The sequence below is a fragment of the Photobacterium sp. TLY01 genome (assembly GCF_021432065.1).
In the GTDB taxonomy this organism is placed as follows: domain Bacteria; phylum Pseudomonadota; class Gammaproteobacteria; order Enterobacterales; family Vibrionaceae; genus Photobacterium; species Photobacterium halotolerans_A.
On sequence record NZ_CP090364.1, the window covers coordinates 818,004 to 838,329 of the forward strand.

Below are 20,326 nucleotides of genomic sequence, written 5' to 3' on the forward strand. Positions count from 1 at the left end.
TGAAAAGTAATTTATTGTTATATCTTAGAGTTATAAGAAAAGGTGTGAGGTGTGCCGCTTTATTATTCCTGATGCGTAATATCTCGTAACACTCTGGACCGATTGAGGCAGCAAGAAACCGAGAACGTGAGCAAGAAAAATCAGAGACAGAGAAACCGAGAGGAGCACAAACTCCTCTCGGGCAGGGATTAGCGTCGGCCGTTCAGCATGGGCTGGCGGTAATGATCAACCCACATGGCTGTTGCACCGCATACGGCAACAGGCATGACAAACAGGTTGAGGATCGGTGTCATGGTACACAGCATAACGAGGCTGCCGAAGCTGAGGGATTTGCCGCGGCGTGCTTTGAGGGCATCACGCATGGTATTGAAAGGGATCTTGTGGTTGTCGAACGGGTAATCGACATACTGAATGGTCATCATCCAGGCGCTGAACAGAAACCACAAAACCGGGCCGAGGGTCTGGCCCACTGCAGGGATCCACAGCAGGATCAGTAAGCCCAGCGCTTTGGGCAGGTAATACTTCAGTTTGACCCACTCACGGTGCAGGATACGGGGGAGATCTTTGATAATTGCCCCGATTCCGGCGTCTGGCGCTGCTTCCCCTGTCAGTTTGGCTTCCAGGTGCTCGGCTAATAATCCGTTAAAGGGCGCAGCTATCCAATTGGCAATGGTACTGAAAAAATAGGACAGTATGACCAGCAAGGCGATGGCTAATAAAGGCCACAACAGATAAGACAGCCAATCCAGCCAGCCGGGGAGGTTGGATAGCCAGCCGTTAATCCAGTCATCCAATTGAGTCAGTGCGTAACCGAATGCGGCACCAAAGAGCAGGATGTTGATGAATAAAGGAATGATCACAAAACGGCGGGTGCCTGGCTGCATCGCCAGAGAGAAGCCGCGGAAAAAATAACCAGCCCCGCCAATGGGGGTGGTGTTATATGTCGTTTTAGACATGGATGGTCTCCTACTGGATGTCCTGTTGCATTGTCATCTAAGGCGTCAGGCTATGATGCAGGCATAGTAACGGGTACTGCCACGATGAATCAATCGGGAGACATAGCCTCTTAAGTCAAATTTGCCAGCAGTTTGGCGGAAAATTGTGCTCAAATGCACTATATGACATCAATCACCATATTGAACTTCTCTTTCGGATTTGAGTTTTGATACATTAAGGACAATACCTTCATGAGATAGGCTGTTTCGTTCAACAAAAATCTCAGGTGTGACTCGCTAAGTTGGTCTGCGTCTGAACAGCAATCGTATTCAGACTGAATGGATTCACTGCTTCAGGCCGTCTTTGTCAGGTAAACAAGTTATTCAGAGTATTCATAATGCAGGAATTGCGTCTGGTTCTAATTATTGTCGGAGTGCTGGCTATCTCAGCGCTTCTGTTGCACGGGTTATGGTCAAGCCGGAAGGATAAACCCGCCAAGTTCGGTGAGAAGCCGCTTGGTCGACTGGCTGAGAGTAAAGAAAGAGATAATGACGGCTTTGATCAGGACGGCATTGGCTCTGTCAGGGTGGTTGCCGGTAGCCCGGTTCCTGAAGGTGTGACAACGCGAACAGAGCGAAAAGAGCCAGCGCTGCATTTTGGTGACGAACTGGAGATTGATCCTCTGTTTAGTGCTTCCACCGCGGCGGTTGAGCAAGAACCCAAACCGGCCGTATCTGCTCTGGCGAATGAACCGGAATCTCATCGGGCCGCGTCAACTGCACAGCCGGTAGAGACTGTTCAGGAATCCGTTCCGGAAACTGTGCCTGAGTCGGTTCAGGCGCAGACTCAAACCTTGGCACAGGAGCCAGAACCTGCATCCGTCTGGCAATCTGTACAGGAAACGACTGATGAGCCTGCGCAAGTTCAGGCTTCAGAGCCCGCATTGACAGCGCAGAGCGAGATATCCGACTCAGACGCCACCGCAGAACACACGTCACTGGCAGCAACCCAAGGTGAAGCGATTTCACCGCAGACAGAAGCTGAAACAGCCGCAATGCAAACGGAGCAGGTTGCAGAAAAGCCGCCTGAGCCTGATTTCCTGGTTCTGAATGTACATGCCCGCCGCGGTGAAATGCTCATGGGGGTGAAGCTGTTTCAGTGTATGGAGCGGCATCATCTGATTTATGGCGAAAACTCTGTTTATCACCGACATGTTGATCTGGCGGGTACTGAGCCAGTGATCTTTACTGTTGCCAATATGGTCAGCCCGGGGTACTTCCCGCAAGATCAGTTGGATGAATTTGCGACACCTGGCATTGCTTTCTATTTGATGCTGCCTTGTCATGGCCGCGCGGATGAAAATTTCAACCTGATGCTGCAAACCGTTCAGCGCATTGCCGATGATATGGGTGCGGATATTTTAGATCACGAGCGTAACCTGATCACGCCGCAACGCTTGAAAGAATACCGGGAAAAAGCGAAAAAATATCTGTAACTGGGGTGCGTCTTGCCCAGAATGTATCAATACGAGGGCCCCGGTAGGGGCCCTATGTTTTCGTGTTCAGGAAACGGCGAGATGGCCTAGAAAATCAAATGAGGCTGTATTTCCGTTGAGCGTGCCATCGCAGGTAGTGCCATTACAGACAATGCCGTTGAAGCGCCCGCCAGTGATTGCGAAAAGAATGATAGCGATAAAAATTGATCTAGGAAAAGAAACATGACAGACATCCAAGCCAGGCTGACCTCTCTGCGCGAACAGCTTGCTTATCACGGCTACCGGTATTATGTACTGGATAACCCAGAAGTGCCGGACGCTGAGTATGATCGTTTGATGCAAGAATTGCTGACGTTGGAAGCTGCGCATCCTGAGTTGATCACGGCAGACTCGCCAAGCCAGCGTGTGGGCGGTGAACCCTTGGCAGCTTTTACCCAAGTCCAACATGAATTGCCCATGCTGTCGTTGGATAATGCGTTTTCCGATGAAGAATTACAGAGCTTCGATCGCCGGGTCCGGGAACGTCTGGCGGCGACGGCGACAGTGTCTTATTGCTGTGAACCTAAGCTTGATGGCCTGGCTGTCAGTCTGATGTATGAAAACGGCGTACTGGTTCAGGCCGCCACGCGTGGCGATGGCACCATGGGCGAGAATATTACGGCCAATGTCAAAACAATTCGCGCGATTCCTTTAAAATTACGCGGCAGCGACTGGCCTGCGCGCCTCGAGGTGCGTGGTGAAGTCTTCATGCCCAAACAGGGTTTTGAAGATCTCAATGCCAGGGCGGCCCAAAAAGGTGAGAAAGTGTTCGCCAATCCGCGCAATGCAGCCGCTGGCAGCCTGCGTCAGCTCGATCCGCGTATCACAGCCACCCGGCCTTTGAGCTTTTATGCTTACTCAGTCGGTGTTGTTGAGGGGGCGGAGCTGGCTGGCAGCCAGTATGAGCGCTTATGCCAGCTGAAAGAGTGGGGACTGCCCATGTGCCCGGAAACTCGGTTGCTGCAAAGCCTCAGTGACGTGATTGGCTTTTATCAGGGGATCGGAGAAAAACGTCAGACGCTGAGTTACGAGATAGACGGGGTTGTCATTAAGGTTGATGGGATTGGTCAGCAGCAGCAGCTGGGTTTTGTTGCCAGGGCGCCAAGATGGGCCATCGCATACAAGTTCCCGGCTCAGGAAGAGCTGACCCTGCTGAATCATGTTGAATTCCAGGTTGGCCGAACCGGGGCAATTACGCCTGTGGCGAAACTGCAGCCAGTGATGGTCGGTGGCGTCACAGTGAGTAACGCCACGCTGCACAATGCTGATGAAATTGCCCGTCTGGGTGTCATGATTGGCGATACTGTGGTGATTCGCCGTGCTGGCGATGTGATTCCGCAAGTTGTCTCCGTCGTCCTTTCCCGTCGTCCTGAGGATGCTCAGGCGATTGTGTTCCCGGAGACGTGTCCAGTCTGCCAGTCGGCCCTTGAGCGCGTTGAAGGGGAGGCGGTGACACGCTGCTCTGGCGGTCTGATTTGCCAGGCGCAACGTAAAGAAGCTTTAAAGCATTTTGTGTCACGCAAGGCGCTGGATGTGGATGGTTGTGGGACTAAGGTCATTGAGCAACTGGTCGACAAAGAAATGGTCGAAACACCGGCCGATTTATTTAAGCTGTCTGCCGGAATACTGACCGGCCTTGAGCGCATGGGGCCGAAGTCAGCCCAGAAACTGGTCGATGCATTCCAGAGCGCCAAGCAGACCACTTTGCCCAGGTTCCTGTACTCTTTAGGGATACGGGAAGTGGGTGAGGCGACCGCTGCGAATCTGGCCAGACATTTCTTAACGCTGGAAGCCGTCATGGCTGCCACGCCGGAACAACTGGTTGAAGTTCCCGATGTCGGGACAGTTGTTGCCGCCCACACACATAATTTTTTCCAGGAAGAACATAACCGGGCCGTGATCTTTGACTTGTTAAACCAAGGGGTCCACTGGCCGGATATAGAAAAGCCGGCTGATGATGCGCAATTGCCTCTTGCCGGTAAGGTGGTCGTACTGACAGGCACGCTTTCTCAGCTGAGCCGTACCGGTGCCAAGGAAGCATTAGAAGCGTTGGGCGCCAAGGTCACTGGCAGCGTTTCCAAGAAAACGGATTTGCTGGTGGCAGGGGAAGCTGCGGGTTCCAAGCTGACCAAGGCACAAGAGTTGGGCATTGAAATCTGGGATGAAGCGGAACTGCTTGCCAGACTCGAATCCTGATTGTTTATTTAAGTTGTGAAAATAGATGAAAGCCTGTCTGACAAAGACAGGCTTTTTATTGTCAGCCCTAAACCACCGCCTTGGGCGGTGGTGATTGTTCCTTGGGGCTATTGCCCGAAGTAGTGCCCATGTTAGAAGTAAACCTCTTATTCACCACAAGTAAGAGGAAACTAAAAACATGGGCGACTACAGAAGTTCATCACATGTATATTGGCGATGTAAATACCACATAGTGTGGACGCCGAAGTACAGATTTAAGATCTTGAAAGGCAATGTTGGCAAGGAGATTTACCGCTCAATCTACATTTTGTGCAATATGAAAGATTGTGAAGTCTTGGAGCTAAATGTTCAGCCAGATCATGTTCATCTGGTTGCGATACTGCCACCGAAAGTTTCGATATCGACATTAATGGGGGTATTGAAAGGGCGTTCAGCAATCCGACTGTTCAATAAATTCCCACATATTAGAAAGAAATTATGGGGAAATCATTTTTGGGCGAGAGGGTACTTCGTTGACACTGTCGGTGTAAATGAAGAAATCATCAGACGGTACGTAAGGCACCAAGACAAGAAAGATCAAGAATATGAGGCACAGTTAGAGTTGAAGATGAACTAACCGCGCAGGAATGCCCCCTTCCAGGGGGCTGTAAATCAAAGCCGCCTTCTAAGAAGGCGGATTTTTACTTATTGATCGGGTGAATGACTTTTTTCGAATCATGTTTTTTATGATCGGTTGAAAGGCGTTTTAATAGCCATTTCAAGATGAAATAATGGAAATGAAATAAAAATGGCATAAGAAGTAAGATCTTACATTTATATGAAACACTTGTTGAAACATGCAAAAAACTACTACCAAGCTCTCATTAATGAGATGGTTGTTTTCATAACCATTTGTTTTATAAGTGTTTATTTTTGATTTTATTACTGTTATTACAGTTTCATGACTAGGATCACTGTTATCGGATAAATTTGCGCTGAATCATATTTTTTTAACGACAAATTAACTTCTGATTGATGTTTTGCGCTGCGAAAGTAGTCTTAGCTGTGAACTTATAAAGTTCTCAACCAAACAAAAATATGGAAATGCAAACTCACGATAAGTTTGACTGACATATTGGGGAGAATCACCTGACGTCAACGGCGGCCAACCATTTTGACGCAGGTATACAGCTAGTTTTTTAGGAGTTTTTCCATGGAAAATGTGTTCAAGCGTTCGGTATTAGGAATTGCGGTTGCAGCAGCTGCAACTATGGCTGCATCAGCACAAGCAGCACCAGCAACAGATTCTGTTGATCTTTACGGTCAGGTTGCTGTCTCTGTCTGGCAATTCGGCGAAGATAAAATCGGTGGTGGCGACGCACCTCTGAATGTAGAAAATGAATCCCGTTTCGGTCTGCGCGGCTCTAAAGATCTGGCTCGCGGTCCAAACCTGATCTGGCAGCTGGAAGGCGGTAACGTTGGCGATGCCGGCGGCAATTCCGGTCTGGGTGTGCGTGATACTTTCGTGGGTGTGAGCTTTGATGACGGCGGCAAAGTGCGTCTGGGTCGTATGCTGACGCCTCTGTATGAAATGATTGACTGGCCTTACTCTGGCCAGCGTGCCGGCGCTATCTTTGACTGGGGCGGTGATGTACTAGGTGGTGCTCGATACGATCGTCAATCAAACATGGTGCGTTATGACTCGGGTAACTACAGCGGCTTCACTTTCAACCTGGCTGCTGGTCGTGGTACCGAGTCTGATAAAGACTCTAATTTCTACGGTATCGGTGCACATTACTCAACGGGTATGATCACACTGCACGCAGGCTATGAGCTGGGTCAAGATCGTAACGTCAGTGCTCTGAGCGATTTCTACAATACTTTCCTTGCACAGCAACCTGGTAACCCAGCTACCTTTACAGATATTGAAGGATCGCTGAAATCTGACACAGATGCATATCTTGTTGGTTTCGAATTGAACCTGGGTGACTTTGGTCTGTATGGTGCATTCAAATCTGAAGCAGCCGATTACACCGACGGTACAATCTCTGTTGACGGTACTTCTGTCAATGTAGCTGGTAACGATATGGATCAGGACAGCTATTCGATTGGCGCGGTTTACAGTGGTGTAGCAAACTGGCAATTTAAGGCGAACTATGCCGCTAACCTGGCTGCAGACGTGAACGGAAATGAAGTTACCGGTAGTGAAGACTACATCGTATCTGCTCAGGCACTGTACTTCCTGGATGATTCTGCCCTGACGTATGTTCGTCCATACATGATCTCGAAAAACGACTCAGACGCTGAGTTCGGTTGGGGATGGGGAGTAGAATACTACTTCTAATTGCTCAACTGCTACTGCCTTATTTCATTTTGGCCGGCCTTGATGGCCGGTCCTTTTACTTAGCCTGATTGAGCAATCATGATGAAGCTAAGCCGTGTTAAGGCAAGCAATGTCAGCGTTGGACTGGGATTTCAAAAGCACCTTTAAAGGTGCTTTTTTTATGGCTGATACAAAACCACCGCCAATGGCGGTGGTGATTGTTTTCTCAGTTTCAGCTAATCAGGCTTATTTATCCATGTTGCTGATTGCCCAGCTCAGGAAGGCTTTTCTGCTCTCCGGGCTGGCTTGCTCGAACCAGTATTTGAGCATGTTATCGGCATCGGGGTGGCTTGGCATTTGCGCTGTATTGGTTGTTACCGGTTGCGATTGCGGCACATTGCTTAACGAAGCGACACTCTGGGTTTGGTTGTACTCTTTGGTCAATGTGACATAGTTCGGTGAAATATCAAAACCAACAGACAGGGTATCCGACTTCACATCAATAGGCTTGCCATTGTCGAGCAAGTCGAAGCTGGGTGATTTATCATACTGCTGGCCTTGTGCCAGAGTATCAATGCGTGGGACATCCAGTGTCAGTGTTGTATCCCTGGCTTCAAAAAGCGCAACAATCGGGACTGAGTCGTATTTTGTCTTCAGACTGCCCGATTCCATGACAATTTTTCCAATGCGAAAAACAACCTGATTTTGTCCGTCAGGCAATTCCAGAACCGGTTGATGATTAAAGCCAAGTGAGGAATAACCAGCATCCTGGCCATTGACCACCAGAAGATGGACACCTTTCGGCAGTTCTAAATTTACCTGCGCCATTGACGGGGAAGCTAAAGCCAACAGCGCAGACGACAGGAGTAACTTTTTCAATTTCATTGGGGACATTCCTCAAGCGCTAAGGGTATTTTGAGTCAGGTTGATAAAAATACAGTTTACTGAGGCTGCTACTGGGGTAAAGCAGTAAAATTGGCAAACTTGTATAATCTGAAGCGGGTCACTCTCGCCGCGCTCGATTGCATCAGGTTTTCATCTCTTACCGGAATAGCAGGTTGAGGATTGGCGTGTCAGTGGTAGAATGCCGCTATTGCTCACTTATCGTTTGAATCATTTTGATTGAAGGTCTTTTCATGACGGTTAAAACTCGTTTTGCTCCAAGTCCAACAGGCTTCCTCCATGTCGGTGGTGCCCGTACGGCACTGTATTCCTGGTTATACGCTAAACACACCGGTGGCGAATTTGTACTTCGTATTGAAGATACCGATATTGAACGTTCCACCCAGGAAGCGATTGATGCGATCATGGAAGGTATGGAGTGGCTGGGCCTGAACTGGGATGAAGGTCCGTACTATCAAACCAAGCGTTTTGACCGTTATAATCAGCTGGTTGACCAACTGTTGGCTGAAGATAAAGCGTATAAGTGTTATTGCTCAAAAGAGCTGCTGGACGAGATTCGTGAAGAGCAGATGGCTGCTGGCCTGAAGCCCCGTTACGATGCCAATCATCCTCGGATTATTGCCGCTAATGCAGCAGCAACTGAAGACTCCCCGTTTGTGATCCGTTTCCGTAATCCGAAAGAAGGCAGTGTTGTGTTTGATGATCACATTCGTGGTCGTATTGAAATCAGCAACAGTGAACTGGATGATCTGATTATCCGCCGTACAGACGGCAGCCCGACCTATAACTTCTGTGTTGTGGTCGATGACTGGGATATGGAAATCACGCATGTGGTGCGTGGCGAAGACCATATCAATAATACGCCTCGTCAGATCAACATCTACAAAGCCTTGGGCGCACCAGTCCCTGAGTTTGCCCATTGTGCAATGATTCTGGGTGATGACGGTGCCAAACTGTCTAAGCGTCATGGTGCAGTAAGTGTGATGCAATATCGTGATGACGGTTACCTGCCGGAAGCACTGCTGAACTATCTGGTTCGGTTGGGATGGTCGCACGGCGATCAGGAAATTTTCTCTCAGCAAGAAATGATTGAGTTTTTCAGTCTGGACGATATCAGCAAGTCTGCATCTGCATTCAACACAGACAAACTGCGCTGGCTGAATAATCACTACATCAAAACCAGCGCACCTGAGTATGTGGCGAAACATCTGCAATGGCATCTGGACCACCAGGGCATTGACACCAGCAACGGTCCGGCTGTGACTGAGGTGATTCAGCTCCTGGCAGAGCGTTGCGATACCTTGGTTGAGCTTGCTGCCCAGTCTCGTTATTTCTATCAGGACTTTTCCGAATTTGATGAAGCCGCGGCGAAAAAGCACTTGCGCCCTGTGGCGAAAGAAGCCCTGGCGCTGGCAAAAGCCAAAGCAGCTGCATTGGAGAGCTGGAATACAGAAGCATTGCACCAGCTGATTCAGCAAACCTGTGAGGAGCTGGATCTGGGAATGGGCAAAGTTGGTATGCCACTACGTGTCGCGGTCACGGGTCAGGGACAATCACCATCAGTGGATGCCGTGATGAATCTGGTCGGTAAAGAGCGTGTTGTTTCACGCATTCAAATGGCGCTGGACTTCATCGCACAGCGCGAAGCGAATGCGTAACCGTCAGGTTCATGAGTTCTGAAAAACGCTCAAAATGAAAAGCGGAGGTCTGTGCCTCCGCTTTTTCTTTGGGTGGAGTGCTATTTGTTTTGTCTTTCAAATGTATCCACGCAAACCCAGAAGTTTTGTGCGCCAGCACAATATTGCATGGCATCTTGTGGGATTTGTGTTGGTGTTCCGGACAATGTATAAGCCATCGCATTAAAGCTTAACGCCATCAGTGCTGCGGTTACGAACATTGCGAACTTTTTCATAGCTCTCTCCTTTTGTGACGGCACAAAGCAACAGGTAAAAAGAGAATGTTATGGATTGATTCTCTGGTTTTCTACCATTGCTTGGCCTTTATCACTATTAGACTAGAACAAGATCATATTTTTCAATTATTAAAAAGACACAGAATCATGTCATGTAAATAGACTGGCTGAACGGTGAATAATTTCAGCCTGCACAGGGTAAAGGTGTGGGTTATCTCACCGGTGAGACAAGTTTGAGACAGAGAAGTGTCGAACCTGGAAATGGCGCTCCCTGCAGGAGTCGAACCTGCGGCCTTCCCCTTAGGAGGGGGACGCTCTATCCTGCTGAGCTAAGGGAGCCTTTCTGAATATGCAGAAAGGCCATTATACCCAAAAGTGATGGATTATTAAGTCATTAGTATCTGCGGGACGGTTGCTTGGTCAGTAAATCGCCAGGTTGGATGCTGGCCGCCAGTTCACTTTGTTGCACACTACCTTCCGCGGACGTCTCATAAACGCGGTCAATCACCAGTGTCATTGGGGTTTCAACCATTCGGTTGCGGGAAATACCATACTGGTCAATGAAGCCTGCGGTATGCCAAAGTTTTAACTCATCTCCCTGTTTGACGCCATGGACTCTGCCGACATTAATCTGCACTTGATTGCCATGCGCATTCACAACTTCAGGTAAGCTGGCCCGGCAGGCCAGAGACGATTCCATGTCCAGCATGATGTTTCGGCTCAGTCGTTGCAGTGCAGCACCATAAGGCGAGACCCAGAAGCGGGCGCTTTGGGTATCAACCTGACTGATGCGGGAAAACGGCCATTCTGCTACTTCCCGGTATTTTCGCTGGGACAGGATTTCCCCTGTTTTGCCGTTGATCACCATGGTGTCAACGGAAAACTGCCGGTTAATTTTGTCATCAGAGAGCAGGCTTTGATCCAGCGTGGAGGTCAGATCCGTCACCTGGCCGCTGATAATATATTGTGCATCATAATCTTCGGCCAGCATCATCATCGCGTCGGGGTTGCCGGGCTGAAGAGGGATCTCGCTGGTGCCTGTCACAACAAAACTCTGCGATTGTTTACCGATTTGCCGCTTGAGTAACTGGGTAAAATCTTTGCCGATCTGGTAAATGCCACCCAGTGCAGCCTGTTGAGGCACACTGAGGGTGAAATCACTGATTAGCAGCCCTTTCTTGTACTGGACGTTGTGGCAACTTTTTGCCGAGGGGTAAATATCAACCCTGGCAGTGACATAATAATTGCCGTCTTTGACAAACGCCTTGCTGATCTGCACGTGGCGAACTTCGGTGCCGTTAAACTGATAATCCTGCCTGTCTTCCTGAAAGTAAGGCTTCATTTGTGAAAAACTGGAAAAGTCAGCCCCTGAATAGTACATGGCACGGTAGACAGCGTCTTCAATGGCATTGGTCCGGGCCGATGTTTTGCTTTCCAGCAAAATAGCCTGACCGGTTACCTCAAACCAGGCAGCCTGCAGTGGTAAAGCAGTGAACATTCCCAGACCCAGAAGGGCTTTCCTGAGCATCTTTTTCATAGGTTTTCCAATCTCGGGGGCGGTTTCGGTACGATAATTGCTAAGTCTTACATGTCGTTCAGGTTGAATCACCATGGGTTCATGCTGATTAGCCTATCAGCTTTTTGCGGTGTCAACATCCTGAGTCGCTAGTGGATGCATGCAAAGAGTGTTCCCAAAATTTCAATTTGGGAGCGAGGCAATGAAAAGTCGTAAAGTTTTCGAGATAACGGACGATAAAAAGCCATTGTCTCGTTTCTTCCGGAGCAGGGTAGAATGAAAAAATGGACCATCTTGCTGTTGTCACTGCTGACAGCATCATGTGCATACTCACCAATTTATAACGGTAAAGAGAGCTATACGGGCAGTAATTTTTTGCTGGCGGAAACGCCTCGTCATACCATGGACTTTTTTATTGAAGGTCTGACCAAGCAGCTGGTCGACTCGAATCAGTACCTGACAGCGAAAACGCCGCTGGCCGTGACCTCATTTGTTGATATGCAGCAAATGAATGAAACAAACTGGCTGGGAAATGCCGTGTCTGAAGGTTTCATGTATCACATGCAGCAATTGGGATACACTGTGGTGGATTATAAGGCCACCGGTGCCATCCGTGTGACCGCAGAAGGGGATTTTTCTCTGAGCCGTAACTGGAAAGAACTGGCTGCCGAACAACCGGTGGACTATGTACTGACCGGGACCATGCTGCGGCAGGGGGGCGGGGTGTTGATCAATGCGCGTGTGATTGGTATGCGTTCCCGCGTTGTGATTGCCAGCGCTCAGGGGTTCCTGCCGGAAGATCGGATTGGACGCGATTTGGATACCCTCAATAAAATGCGTCTGGAAAATGGTGTCCTGATTCGTTCTGAAGCAACAAAGTTTGAAAATAATTCAATCATTTTAAAACCTTAGGAGTCACTATGCGGTTTTGGTGGATGGCTGTTTTGCTGATTACCCTGTCTGGTTGCCAGCCGTTAACAGAATTTCGCGATATTAATCTGGTTACTGCGGTTGGCTATGCTTCCATCAGCGAACAACGCGGACAAACCCTTGAAGAAAAACGCATTCGTGCGATGCGGGCTTCGAAAGTGGATGCTTACCGTGAGTTAACTGAACAGGTCTACGGCATGCGGATTAGCGCCAGGACTGGGCTGACTGATCAGCAACTGGATTCTGAAGAAACCGATGGTGCAGTGGATGGTGTGATTCGCGGTGCAGAAGTGATCCGCAGTTATCCGGTCGGCGACAGCTATGTGACTGAGATGCAGCTCGATTTAAATAAAATGGAGCGAATGAAGCAGCAGGGCGAAGTCTATCACGTGCCTGCGAATCAGGAAGTGATGTTCTAACCCGATTCATGTCAGACAAGGCGGCAACCTGATGCCAGTCTGCTTGCCGCCTTGTCTTTATCTGCTAACTCTTTGCTTCTTCTTTCGGCTTGTCTGCCGGCTCATCAATACGAAAAACTGGCAGCTGCCAGCTGAAACGAATAGCGGCAAGGCGCAGCAGAAATCCTGTGACCAGCGTGACCCCGATTGCGATATTCTCCGAAATGCCAAAGTGAAGCTGAGCCATGTAGAGCCCGGCAGCAATAAATGCGACCGACGCGTAAAGCTCTTTGTGAAGCACCAATGGCGTCCGGCGGCAAATCAGATCCCGCAACAAACCGCCAAAAACGCCTGTGACCACGGCAGCAACCAGACAGATGATCACCGGCTGTCCCATGTTCATGGCCACCCGGCAGCCTAAGATGCTGAACACGATCAGACCCAGGGCATCTAAAATCACGAAGACTTTGTGAAAGCGCACCACCAGCGGGGCAATCCAGGTGGTCGCTAAACCTGCCAGACATGTGATTAGCAGATATTGCGGGTTAGCAATCCAGTTCAGCGGATAGTGGCCTAACAGTATATCCCGAACGGTTCCGCCGCCGATGGCTGTCGCGCTGGCAACCAGCATCACACCAAACCAATCCATGTGGCGTTTGCCGGCAGCGAGAGCGCCTGTCATTGCTTCAGCAGTGATTCCGACAATGTATAAAATGGTTAACAGCATGAAAATCAGACTCTTAATGAATAGGGATGAGATACTGGGCGCAATGGTAAATGTGATTCAAGTCAATATCCAATGAAATTTTTGAGTGTTTTCATTAGCTGACGTAATTCTGACACCTGAGTGTCAGGAGGCGTCTCGCAAAGCGATTCAGAGCGAAGAGGGGATGCTCAGCTTGAACTGATTCTGTTGTGTGGCTTTGATGGATAACGCTTTTCAGAGTGACGGGAAGACGAGAACTTTGTGTCAAATAAATGACGGGTCATAAAAAGATCAGGCTTTCAGATTGGTGCCTAAAGAACGCAGGTTTTGTGCAACCCCTTCTTTGTTGTATGTCTGGTGGTGGCCCAGGCTCTGCTGAAACAGGTTGTTGAGTTTGTGGAAACTGAGCTGCGCGCGCTGCAAAGCGGCGCCATTAATCTCGTTCTGACTTCGACATTCGTCAAGCAGCGCCTGAATCGCTTCAACCTGACGGCTAAGCTCAGGGTTCTCTTTTAACTGAGCGCTTTGTGAATGACGGGCGATTTGCTGATCCTGAAGCTGAATTTTATCGACCAGTGATTTTTTGTCGCTGGCATGCCGGGTGATGTCGCCCGCCTCACGGTTCACAATTGACGCCCTTTCCTGTTCTAACAGGCGTAACAGAGCCTCAAGCGTGGCATGTTGCTGGGCAAGTAATTGTTCTATGGTTGGCGACATGTTTCTGCACTCCGGCGCTGAATCTGCGAGCTATGAATCATATCAGAGCCCGCGTAATTCGTCCTCAAATCGCAGCATATTACTGGCCAGTCGATCCGCATCCACCTGGTAGGAACCATTGCTGATGGCATTTTTTATCGACTCGACCTTGTTGCGATCAAAGCTCGGTTCCGAAGCCAGTTGCTGATGGATTTGCCCGACAGCACGTGCCTGTGAGCTCAGTGAGACTGCATCCCGAGGCGTGTGACCAGACTCTTCTCTGGCCTCGGTCCTGCCTTGCGTGTTGTTCGTACTGCTACTGTTGCGCAGGTTGCTTAACAGCTGACCACTGCGCAGGGAATCAATACTTGCCATAATCGTGTTGCCTTTAACAGATATTCATCGTTGATGCCCTGCTATCGGCAAGGCTCTGACTAACTTTAGCATTTTTTTCGCTCAGTACTTCACTGTGACTTCACCGACTGCGGTAATGGTCGCATTGATAATGCGGCGTGACTTGTTGTTTTGTACACGGATGTCTTCGCCTAGGGAGCCATCAGACAGTGCTGTCCCTTTCGTCACGATGTTCAGGCCACTCTGACCTGCTCGGATCAACACGGAATCATTGCGGCAAACCAGGCAGATATCATTACCCAGCACAGCTTCGCCCATGTTGATATTTCGTTTGACGGTCGAGCCAATAATTTGCTCCGGGTATTCGAATACGATGCCTCTCTGGTAACGGCTTTCCACCTGGCGTACCTGCAGGTCTGACTCTGCAATCACGGCGCCGCGGGCCAATGGCCTTGCCGCAACGACTCGGGGCAGCAAAAGAGAAACCTGGACAGGTACATAAACCTGCCAGTTTGCGGCAGGACAACTGACAAGAACGGTCACATTGCCGGTCAGAGATTGCTTACCCGGCACAGAAGTATCGAGCGCATCCTGGCAATCACCAATGCGCAACCGATTATCCAGTTCAGAGGCTGTAATGGCCAGTTCCCCGCGCTCAGGCTTGGTGACCAGACTTCTGATGTGATCCGCTGCTGCCTCGCGCACATTACTGAGCATATTATCGCTAGCAGCAATTGCATTCATGCTTAAGAAACCGCACAGTATGCCGATAAAGATGAAACAGAGTGTAAATTGTGTTCTTCCTGTCACGCTTTTCGCTCTTTTTATGTCGCTTTCTGGGGCTACAATTGCTCCATGATAGGGGATTTTGACTCGGATTACCCGTTGATCCTTCAAAATTGTCTATTTTTACAACAATTCATTTCGACAACTTTGGAGTCACGTTATATGTCGGGGATTTTGGATTCTGTGAATCAGCGTACTCAGCTTGTGGGACAAAACCGCCTCGAGTTGCTCACCTTCAAGCTGAACCGCCGCCAGCGCTACGGTATTAATGTCTTCAAGGTGAAAGAGGTGTTGCAGTGCCCCAAGCTCACAGCCATGCCGAATCTTCATCCGCTGGTGAAAGGTATCGCACATATTCGTGGTCAGACCATTTCTGTGATTGACATGAGCCTGGCAACCGGTGGACGTCCGATTGAAAACACAGAAAATTGTTTTGTGATCATCTCCGAGTTTAATCGCTCTGTGCAGGGTTTTTTGGTGTCTGCTGTTGAGCGAATCATTAATATGAACTGGGAAGATATTCTCCCGCCACCGAAAGGCGCAGGCACGGGCAACTATCTGACCGCAGTGACGGAAATTGACGGTGAACTGGTTGAAATTCTGGATGTGGAAAAAATCCTGGATGAAATTTCGCCAAGGCATACTGAAGTGTCACAGACATTGCGGGATGAGATGATTCGTGACAATCCTGTCACCCGCCGTGTGCTGGTGGCTGATGACTCCAGTGTGGCGCGGAAGCAGGTACAACGAGCCATTGAATCAATCGGTTGCGAGTGTATTCTGGTGAAAGATGGCAAGGAAGCGCTCACGAAACTCCGTGAGATGGCGACAGAAGATAGTATCTATAATCAGCTGGATTTGGTGATTTCTGATATCGAAATGCCTGAAATGGACGGTTATACCCTGACAGCGGCCATCAGAAATGATGCCAAACTGAAAGATTTACATGTTATCCTGCACACCTCGTTGAGTGGGGTATTTAATCAGGCCATGGTCGACAGAGTCGGTGCGAATGCGTTTATTCCCAAGTTTAACCCTGATGAACTTGGTGCAGCAGTGAAAGCGGCGATGCCTGAATAAATTAAAGTTAGAGTAGTAGATGACAGCCATAACAATTAAAGACCAGGAATATCGAGATTTTTGCCATTTCTTAGAAGGTCAATGCGGTATCATTCTTGGCGACAGCAAGCAGTATCTGGTGCGGAGTCGCCTGAGTCCTTTGGTCAACCGCTTTGGTCTGGCGTCGCTCTCTGAATTATTGCAGATCGTGATCAGTGGCCGTAACCGTGAATTACGGGTCGCGGCTGTTGATGCCATGACAACGAATGAAACCCTTTGGTTCCGGGATACCTATCCGTTTACTGTCCTGGCAGAGAAGATCCTGCCGGAACTGGCCGCAAATAAACGGCCGATACGGATCTGGTCTTCCGCAAGCTCTTCCGGCCAGGAGCCTTATTCCATTGCCATGACTGTGCTGGAAACTCAGCAGCGTCGGCCCGGCATGTTACCGCTGGGAATTCAGGTGACAGCGACAGATATTTCCCAAACCATGCTGGATATGTGCCGCACTGGTGTGTACGACAGCCTGGCCCTGGGGCGGGGTCTGTCGCCTGAGCGCCGGCAAGCGTTTTTTGAACCGATAGGTGACGGGCGGATGCGTATTGGCAGTAAGGTCAAGCAGATGGTGAATTTCCGCCCGCAGAACCTGAAAGACAGCTATGCCTTACTCGGCAAGTTTGATGTGATTTTCTGTCGAAATGTGTTGATTTATTTTGCGCCAGAGATGAAAGCGAAAGTACTTAATCAAATGGCGGCCAGTCTGAACCCGGGCGGCTACCTGCTGCTGGGGGCATCCGAGTCTCTGACCGGACTGACCGACAGGTTTGAAATGATCCGTTGCAACCCGGGCATTATCTATAAGCTGAAGTGATTCAGCCGGATTTCAATTGCGTTGTCAGAATCAGAAGGGTCCGCATTGGACCCTTTTTTGCTTTATCCCCTCCACCGACACAGACCAGCCACTCTTGTTCCATTCTTGTTCCGACTGTCTCAAATATTGGCACGCCCTTTGCAGGTAAATCAGTAAGTGATTCAGGAGGCAGACGATGGCCATTTCTTTTGATAAAGCATTAGGTGTGCACCAGTACACAGTGGGTGTGAGGGGTAAAAGGGCGGAAACCCTTGCCAGTAACATCGCTAACGCCAATACACCGGGTTATAAAGCAAAAGATATGGACTTTCAGCGCGCGCTGAATGCGGCAACGTCAGAGGCAAAAGTTGGCCTCAGCCGGACCAATGAGCGGCATATTGCTGCCTCCACCAAAGTCATGGGTGAACAGAAGTACCGTGTGCCAAATCAGCCAGACACCGGTGATGGCAATACGGTCGATGCTCAGCTGGAGCAAAACCTGTTCATGCAGAACGCGCTGGAGTATCAGGCATCGCTGGATTTTCTGGGCTCTAAATTCAGTAATTTGAGCAAGGCATTAAAAGGGGAATAATCAATGAGTTTGTTTAACGTTTTTAATGTCACCGGATCGGCAATGAGTGCGGAATCCGTACGGCTGAATACGACGGCCAGTAACCTGGCTAATGCCAACACCGTCAGCAGCTCTGCAGCGCAAACTTATAAAGCGCGTCACCCCGTGTTTGAGGCGGCACTGCAAAGTGCCAGCTATCAGCGTGAAGAAAGCGTTCCTGTACGGGTGAAAGCCATTGTCGAAAGCCAGAAGCCTTTGACGGCGGAATATAATCCGGCACACCCTTTGGCCAATGCCGAAGGCTATATCTATAAACCGAACGTTAACGTGATGGAAGAGATGGCAAACATGATCTCGGCTTCACGTTCCTATCAAAGCAATGTTCAGGTCGCAGATGCCAGCAAGCAAATGCTGATGCGAACACTGCAGATGGGCAAATAAGGGTAGGGAGTAACTGACATGACCGGTATTAAAGGCACAGGTCAAAGCCCTTTGTCCTATATTGACCAGCTTAAGAGCATGCAGGAGAAAAAACTGCAGTCTGAGCAGAAAGTAACTGGACAACAAGAGCTTAAGCAGGAAGATTTTCTGTCACTGCTGACCAAGCAGATGTCGCAGCAGGATCCGTTTAAGCCTGTGGGCAACGACCAGATGATTGCGCAGATGGCGTCGTTTGCCACAGTCGACGGCATCAGCAAGATGAACGAACAGTTTGGCGGTCTGAACGCAGCCATGACATCCAACCAGGCGCTGCAGGCTTCATCTCTGGTTGGCCGTGATGTGCTGGTGCCGAACTCAACCGGCTCGAAAACTGCCGAAGGCGGTGTCGCGGGCATGGTGAAGCTGCCGCAATCGCTCAATAACCTGATCGTCCGGGTTGAGAATGCAGCTGGTGAGTTGGTCCGCAGTTTTGATTTAGGCTCCAAGCCTGCCGGTGACCATCGTGTGGCGTGGGACGGCAAAGATGACCGCGGCAATATGTTGCCAGCCGGCAAGTATCAGCTGAAAGTCAGCGGACTGGCTGACGGCAAGAACTCAGAGTTTGACGTGTCGACTTACGCCAATGTGAACAGCGTGCTGCTGGGCAATGGTGACGGCAACGTCATGCTGAATCTGGCGGGATTTGAATCCCCGATCAAGCTGGCTGAAGTGCTGGAAGTCGGCAAAGCATAACGCCGGATGCATTTACAAATCACCAGCGGCAGATACGACGCTGCGGCTGGTGAACAATAAGTACGCTGTACACAGAATTCAGGAGAGTCACCTATGGGCTTTAATGTCGCACTGAGTGGACTGGGCGCCGCCCAGAAAGATCTGAACACCACAAGTAACAACATTGCCAACGCCAACACCTACGGCTTTAAAGAGTCGCGGGCCGAATTTGGTGATGTGTATTCAAGCTCCATTTTTTCCAATACCAAAACCACCACAGGTGGCGGTGTTCAGAATTCTGTGGTGGCTCAGCAGTTTCATGAAGGTTCCAGTATTTATACCAACAATCCGATGGATCTGCGTATTTCCGGGACCGGCTTTTTTGCCGTCGCGGACCAGCGTCTGGAGCCCAATAATAACAGTCTGACCCGTAACGGCGCTTTCCACCTCGACAAAGATAACTATATCGTGAACTCAGAAGATCAGTTCTTATTGGGTTATGGTGTGGATCAGGAAACGGATCAGGTTGTCTCTTATGAACCACAGGCACTGAAAGTGCCGGATCAGTTTGGTCAGCCGAAAGCCACCAGCCAGGTCGAAATTGGCGTGAACCTGCCAGCCAACGGCGATCCGAGAGATATCAACCAGTTTAACTTTGAAGACCCGGATACTTATAACAAATCCACTTCGGTCACTATGTATGACTCCTTAGGTCAGCCCTACAAAATGACCAGCTATTATGTGAAGGACAATACGCAGCCAAACCGCTGGGCGACTTTCTATACCGTCACGGATGCTGATGGTGAGAAACCACTGGATATTGACGGCGGCGCAGCGACCAATGTGGCCGGACATACCGGCGCACTGATCGATTTTAATTTCGACGGCACTGTGGCGCAGGTCAATGGCGGCAATCCGATGATTTCTGAGCAGTTTGCCGCGGCAGGTCTGAGCATGAACGGTGCGGACGGTTCACAGACGCTGAACTTTAATTTTGATGCCCCCACTCAGTTTGCGGCGCCGTTTGAAGTGCGTAAATTCAGTGAAAATGGTGCCACCACAGGTTATCTGGCCAAAGTGGACGTCGATGCTAAAGGCTCGATTGTTGCCACTTACAGCAACGGGGAAAACATTACCCTGGGCCGTGTCGGCATGGTGCGTGTCCCGAACGAGCAGGGCTTGCTTTCCAAAGGCGGGACGCAGTGGGCGGTTAGCCAGGAATCTGGCGCAGCTGTCTGGGGTGAAGCGACCTTTGGCGCTTTTGGTTCAGTTAAAAGCGGTACGCTGGAGCAGTCAAACATTGATATGACTCAGGAGCTGGTGGATTTGATCACCGCGCAGCGTAATTTCCAGGCCAACTCCCGTGCACTGGAAGTGGACAATAGTCTCCAGCAGACCATACTGCAAATTCGTTAATCTCATCTCGTCTGACATTGCCGCCTGCGCCTTCGCAGGCGGCAATCTTTGTCCTGAGCACATTGCTTGTACGCCATTTCTTTGGCACTCCACTGAATTCCTGTCGTTG

Annotated in this window: 21 protein-coding genes and 1 tRNA gene; 13 read left to right on the forward strand and 9 right to left on the reverse strand. The window is 49.7% G+C overall.

Features of this window, described 5'->3' with window-relative positions; genetic code table 11:
• Positions 1–188: 188 nt before the first annotated feature.
• On the reverse strand, positions 189–956 hold the full coding sequence (cysZ, locus tag LN341_RS04110) for a sulfate transporter CysZ (protein WP_046219561.1): 768 nt from the start codon (positions 954–956) through the stop codon (positions 189–191).
• A 377-nt stretch (positions 957–1,333) separates the two neighbouring features.
• On the opposite strand from cysZ, the gene zipA reads away from it, so the two are divergent.
• From zipA to LN341_RS04130, 4 genes are all read left to right on the forward strand, one after another.
• Positions 1,334–2,431: a cell division protein ZipA gene (zipA, locus tag LN341_RS04115; RefSeq protein ID WP_234204096.1), complete on the forward strand. Its 1,098-nt coding sequence runs from the start codon at positions 1,334–1,336 to the stop codon at positions 2,429–2,431.
• A gap of 222 nt (positions 2,432–2,653) precedes the next feature.
• The gene (gene ligA / locus LN341_RS04120; RefSeq protein ID WP_234204097.1) at positions 2,654–4,666 is read left to right on the forward strand and encodes an NAD-dependent DNA ligase LigA; all 2,013 of its coding nucleotides are present in this window, start codon (positions 2,654–2,656) and stop codon (positions 4,664–4,666) included.
• Positions 4,667–4,844: 178 nt separating this feature from the next.
• Entirely contained in the window at positions 4,845–5,282 is a 438-nt protein-coding gene (tnpA, locus tag LN341_RS04125; protein ID WP_234204098.1) for an IS200/IS605 family transposase, read from the forward strand.
• A gap of 576 nt (positions 5,283–5,858) precedes the next feature.
• On the forward strand, positions 5,859–6,989 hold the full coding sequence (locus LN341_RS04130; protein ID WP_120510244.1) for a porin: 1,131 nt from the start codon (positions 5,859–5,861) through the stop codon (positions 6,987–6,989).
• A gap of 225 nt (positions 6,990–7,214) precedes the next feature.
• On the opposite strand, the gene LN341_RS04135 is transcribed toward LN341_RS04130, so the two are convergent.
• Positions 7,215–7,853: a DUF2057 domain-containing protein gene (locus LN341_RS04135; protein WP_234204099.1), complete on the reverse strand. Its 639-nt coding sequence runs from the start codon at positions 7,851–7,853 to the stop codon at positions 7,215–7,217.
• A gap of 251 nt (positions 7,854–8,104) precedes the next feature.
• On the opposite strand from LN341_RS04135, the gene gltX reads away from it, so the two are divergent.
• Complete coding sequence (gltX, locus tag LN341_RS04140; RefSeq protein ID WP_234204100.1) at positions 8,105–9,529, forward strand: glutamate--tRNA ligase; 1,425 nt, start codon at positions 8,105–8,107, stop codon at positions 9,527–9,529.
• Positions 9,530–9,609: 80 nt separating this feature from the next.
• On the opposite strand, the gene LN341_RS04145 is transcribed toward gltX, so the two are convergent.
• From LN341_RS04145 to LN341_RS04155, 3 genes are all read right to left on the reverse strand, one after another.
• Positions 9,610–9,783 carry a hypothetical protein gene (locus LN341_RS04145; RefSeq protein WP_160296953.1) on the reverse strand — a complete coding sequence of 58 codons (174 nt, stop codon included), beginning with the start codon at positions 9,781–9,783 and terminating at the stop codon, positions 9,610–9,612.
• Between the two features lie 262 nt (positions 9,784–10,045).
• Positions 10,046–10,122: transfer RNA gene (locus LN341_RS04150), tRNA-Arg, on the reverse strand.
• Between the two features lie 55 nt (positions 10,123–10,177).
• Positions 10,178–11,320, reverse strand: a complete 1,143-nt coding sequence (locus LN341_RS04155) for a flagella assembly protein FlgT (RefSeq protein ID WP_046219555.1) — start codon at positions 11,318–11,320, stop codon at positions 10,178–10,180.
• A 255-nt stretch (positions 11,321–11,575) separates the two neighbouring features.
• Here LN341_RS04155 and LN341_RS04160 point away from each other — a divergent pair, with 255 nt between their 5' ends.
• Together LN341_RS04160 and LN341_RS04165 are read left to right on the forward strand one after the other, a co-directional pair.
• Positions 11,576–12,211, forward strand: a complete 636-nt coding sequence (locus LN341_RS04160) for a FlgO family outer membrane protein (RefSeq protein ID WP_046219554.1) — start codon at positions 11,576–11,578, stop codon at positions 12,209–12,211.
• A gap of 8 nt (positions 12,212–12,219) precedes the next feature.
• Positions 12,220–12,648, forward strand: a complete 429-nt coding sequence (locus LN341_RS04165; protein WP_046219553.1) for an LPP20 family lipoprotein — start codon at positions 12,220–12,222, stop codon at positions 12,646–12,648.
• A gap of 64 nt (positions 12,649–12,712) precedes the next feature.
• Here LN341_RS04165 and LN341_RS04170 read toward each other — a convergent pair whose 3' ends face one another.
• From LN341_RS04170 to flgA, 4 genes are all read right to left on the reverse strand, one after another.
• Positions 12,713–13,354: a trimeric intracellular cation channel family protein gene (locus LN341_RS04170; RefSeq protein ID WP_046219552.1), complete on the reverse strand. Its 642-nt coding sequence runs from the start codon at positions 13,352–13,354 to the stop codon at positions 12,713–12,715.
• A 270-nt stretch (positions 13,355–13,624) separates the two neighbouring features.
• Positions 13,625–14,050: a flagella synthesis protein FlgN gene (locus LN341_RS04175; protein ID WP_234204101.1), complete on the reverse strand. Its 426-nt coding sequence runs from the start codon at positions 14,048–14,050 to the stop codon at positions 13,625–13,627.
• Positions 14,051–14,092: 42 nt separating this feature from the next.
• Positions 14,093–14,404 (reverse strand): flagellar biosynthesis anti-sigma factor FlgM, encoded by a 312-nt coding sequence (gene flgM / locus LN341_RS04180; RefSeq protein WP_046219550.1) that lies wholly within the window; start codon positions 14,402–14,404, stop codon positions 14,093–14,095.
• A gap of 81 nt (positions 14,405–14,485) precedes the next feature.
• On the reverse strand, positions 14,486–15,193 hold the full coding sequence (gene flgA, locus LN341_RS04185) for a flagellar basal body P-ring formation chaperone FlgA (protein WP_370643694.1): 708 nt from the start codon (positions 15,191–15,193) through the stop codon (positions 14,486–14,488).
• A 138-nt stretch (positions 15,194–15,331) separates the two neighbouring features.
• On the opposite strand from flgA, the gene LN341_RS04190 reads away from it, so the two are divergent.
• The 6 genes from LN341_RS04190 (at position 15,332) to flgE (ending at position 20,217) form a co-directional block, all read left to right on the forward strand.
• Complete coding sequence (locus tag LN341_RS04190) at positions 15,332–16,249, forward strand: chemotaxis protein (RefSeq protein ID WP_046219548.1); 918 nt, start codon at positions 15,332–15,334, stop codon at positions 16,247–16,249.
• Between the two features lie 19 nt (positions 16,250–16,268).
• Positions 16,269–17,099, forward strand: a complete 831-nt coding sequence (locus tag LN341_RS04195; protein WP_234204103.1) for a protein-glutamate O-methyltransferase CheR — start codon at positions 16,269–16,271, stop codon at positions 17,097–17,099.
• A 175-nt stretch (positions 17,100–17,274) separates the two neighbouring features.
• Entirely contained in the window at positions 17,275–17,670 is a 396-nt protein-coding gene (gene flgB, locus LN341_RS04200; RefSeq protein ID WP_046219546.1) for a flagellar basal body rod protein FlgB, read from the forward strand.
• A 3-nt stretch (positions 17,671–17,673) separates the two neighbouring features.
• Complete coding sequence (gene flgC / locus LN341_RS04205) at positions 17,674–18,090, forward strand: flagellar basal body rod protein FlgC (protein WP_046219545.1); 417 nt, start codon at positions 17,674–17,676, stop codon at positions 18,088–18,090.
• A gap of 18 nt (positions 18,091–18,108) precedes the next feature.
• Entirely contained in the window at positions 18,109–18,822 is a 714-nt protein-coding gene (flgD, locus tag LN341_RS04210; protein WP_120510256.1) for a flagellar hook assembly protein FlgD, read from the forward strand.
• Between the two features lie 93 nt (positions 18,823–18,915).
• Positions 18,916–20,217 carry a flagellar hook protein FlgE gene (gene flgE, locus LN341_RS04215; protein ID WP_234204104.1) on the forward strand — a complete coding sequence of 434 codons (1,302 nt, stop codon included), beginning with the start codon at positions 18,916–18,918 and terminating at the stop codon, positions 20,215–20,217.
• Positions 20,218–20,326: the final 109 nt, after the last annotated feature.

Excerpts from the sequence above, each read along its gene's own strand:
- cysZ (WP_046219561.1), bottom strand. The coding sequence starts at position 956 with ATGTCTAAAACGACATATAACACCACCCCCATTGGCGGGGCTGGTTAT.
- zipA (WP_234204096.1), top strand. The coding sequence starts at position 1,334 with ATGCAGGAATTGCGTCTGGTTCTAATTATTGTCGGAGTGCTGGCTATC.
- ligA (WP_234204097.1), top strand. The coding sequence starts at position 2,654 with ATGACAGACATCCAAGCCAGGCTGACCTCTCTGCGCGAACAGCTTGCT.
- tnpA (WP_234204098.1), top strand. The coding sequence starts at position 4,845 with ATGGGCGACTACAGAAGTTCATCACATGTATATTGGCGATGTAAATAC.
- LN341_RS04130 (WP_120510244.1), top strand. The coding sequence starts at position 5,859 with ATGGAAAATGTGTTCAAGCGTTCGGTATTAGGAATTGCGGTTGCAGCA.
- LN341_RS04135 (WP_234204099.1), bottom strand. The coding sequence starts at position 7,853 with ATGAAATTGAAAAAGTTACTCCTGTCGTCTGCGCTGTTGGCTTTAGCT.
- gltX (WP_234204100.1), top strand. The coding sequence starts at position 8,105 with ATGACGGTTAAAACTCGTTTTGCTCCAAGTCCAACAGGCTTCCTCCAT.
- LN341_RS04145 (WP_160296953.1), bottom strand. The coding sequence starts at position 9,783 with ATGAAAAAGTTCGCAATGTTCGTAACCGCAGCACTGATGGCGTTAAGC.
- LN341_RS04155 (WP_046219555.1), bottom strand. The coding sequence starts at position 11,320 with ATGAAAAAGATGCTCAGGAAAGCCCTTCTGGGTCTGGGAATGTTCACT.
- LN341_RS04160 (WP_046219554.1), top strand. The coding sequence starts at position 11,576 with ATGAAAAAATGGACCATCTTGCTGTTGTCACTGCTGACAGCATCATGT.
- LN341_RS04165 (WP_046219553.1), top strand. The coding sequence starts at position 12,220 with ATGCGGTTTTGGTGGATGGCTGTTTTGCTGATTACCCTGTCTGGTTGC.
- LN341_RS04170 (WP_046219552.1), bottom strand. The coding sequence starts at position 13,354 with ATGCTGTTAACCATTTTATACATTGTCGGAATCACTGCTGAAGCAATG.
- LN341_RS04175 (WP_234204101.1), bottom strand. The coding sequence starts at position 14,050 with ATGTCGCCAACCATAGAACAATTACTTGCCCAGCAACATGCCACGCTT.
- flgM (WP_046219550.1), bottom strand. The coding sequence starts at position 14,404 with ATGGCAAGTATTGATTCCCTGCGCAGTGGTCAGCTGTTAAGCAACCTG.
- LN341_RS04190 (WP_046219548.1), top strand. The coding sequence starts at position 15,332 with ATGTCGGGGATTTTGGATTCTGTGAATCAGCGTACTCAGCTTGTGGGA.
- LN341_RS04195 (WP_234204103.1), top strand. The coding sequence starts at position 16,269 with ATGACAGCCATAACAATTAAAGACCAGGAATATCGAGATTTTTGCCAT.
- flgB (WP_046219546.1), top strand. The coding sequence starts at position 17,275 with ATGGCCATTTCTTTTGATAAAGCATTAGGTGTGCACCAGTACACAGTG.
- flgC (WP_046219545.1), top strand. The coding sequence starts at position 17,674 with ATGAGTTTGTTTAACGTTTTTAATGTCACCGGATCGGCAATGAGTGCG.
- flgD (WP_120510256.1), top strand. The coding sequence starts at position 18,109 with ATGACCGGTATTAAAGGCACAGGTCAAAGCCCTTTGTCCTATATTGAC.
- flgE (WP_234204104.1), top strand. The coding sequence starts at position 18,916 with ATGGGCTTTAATGTCGCACTGAGTGGACTGGGCGCCGCCCAGAAAGAT.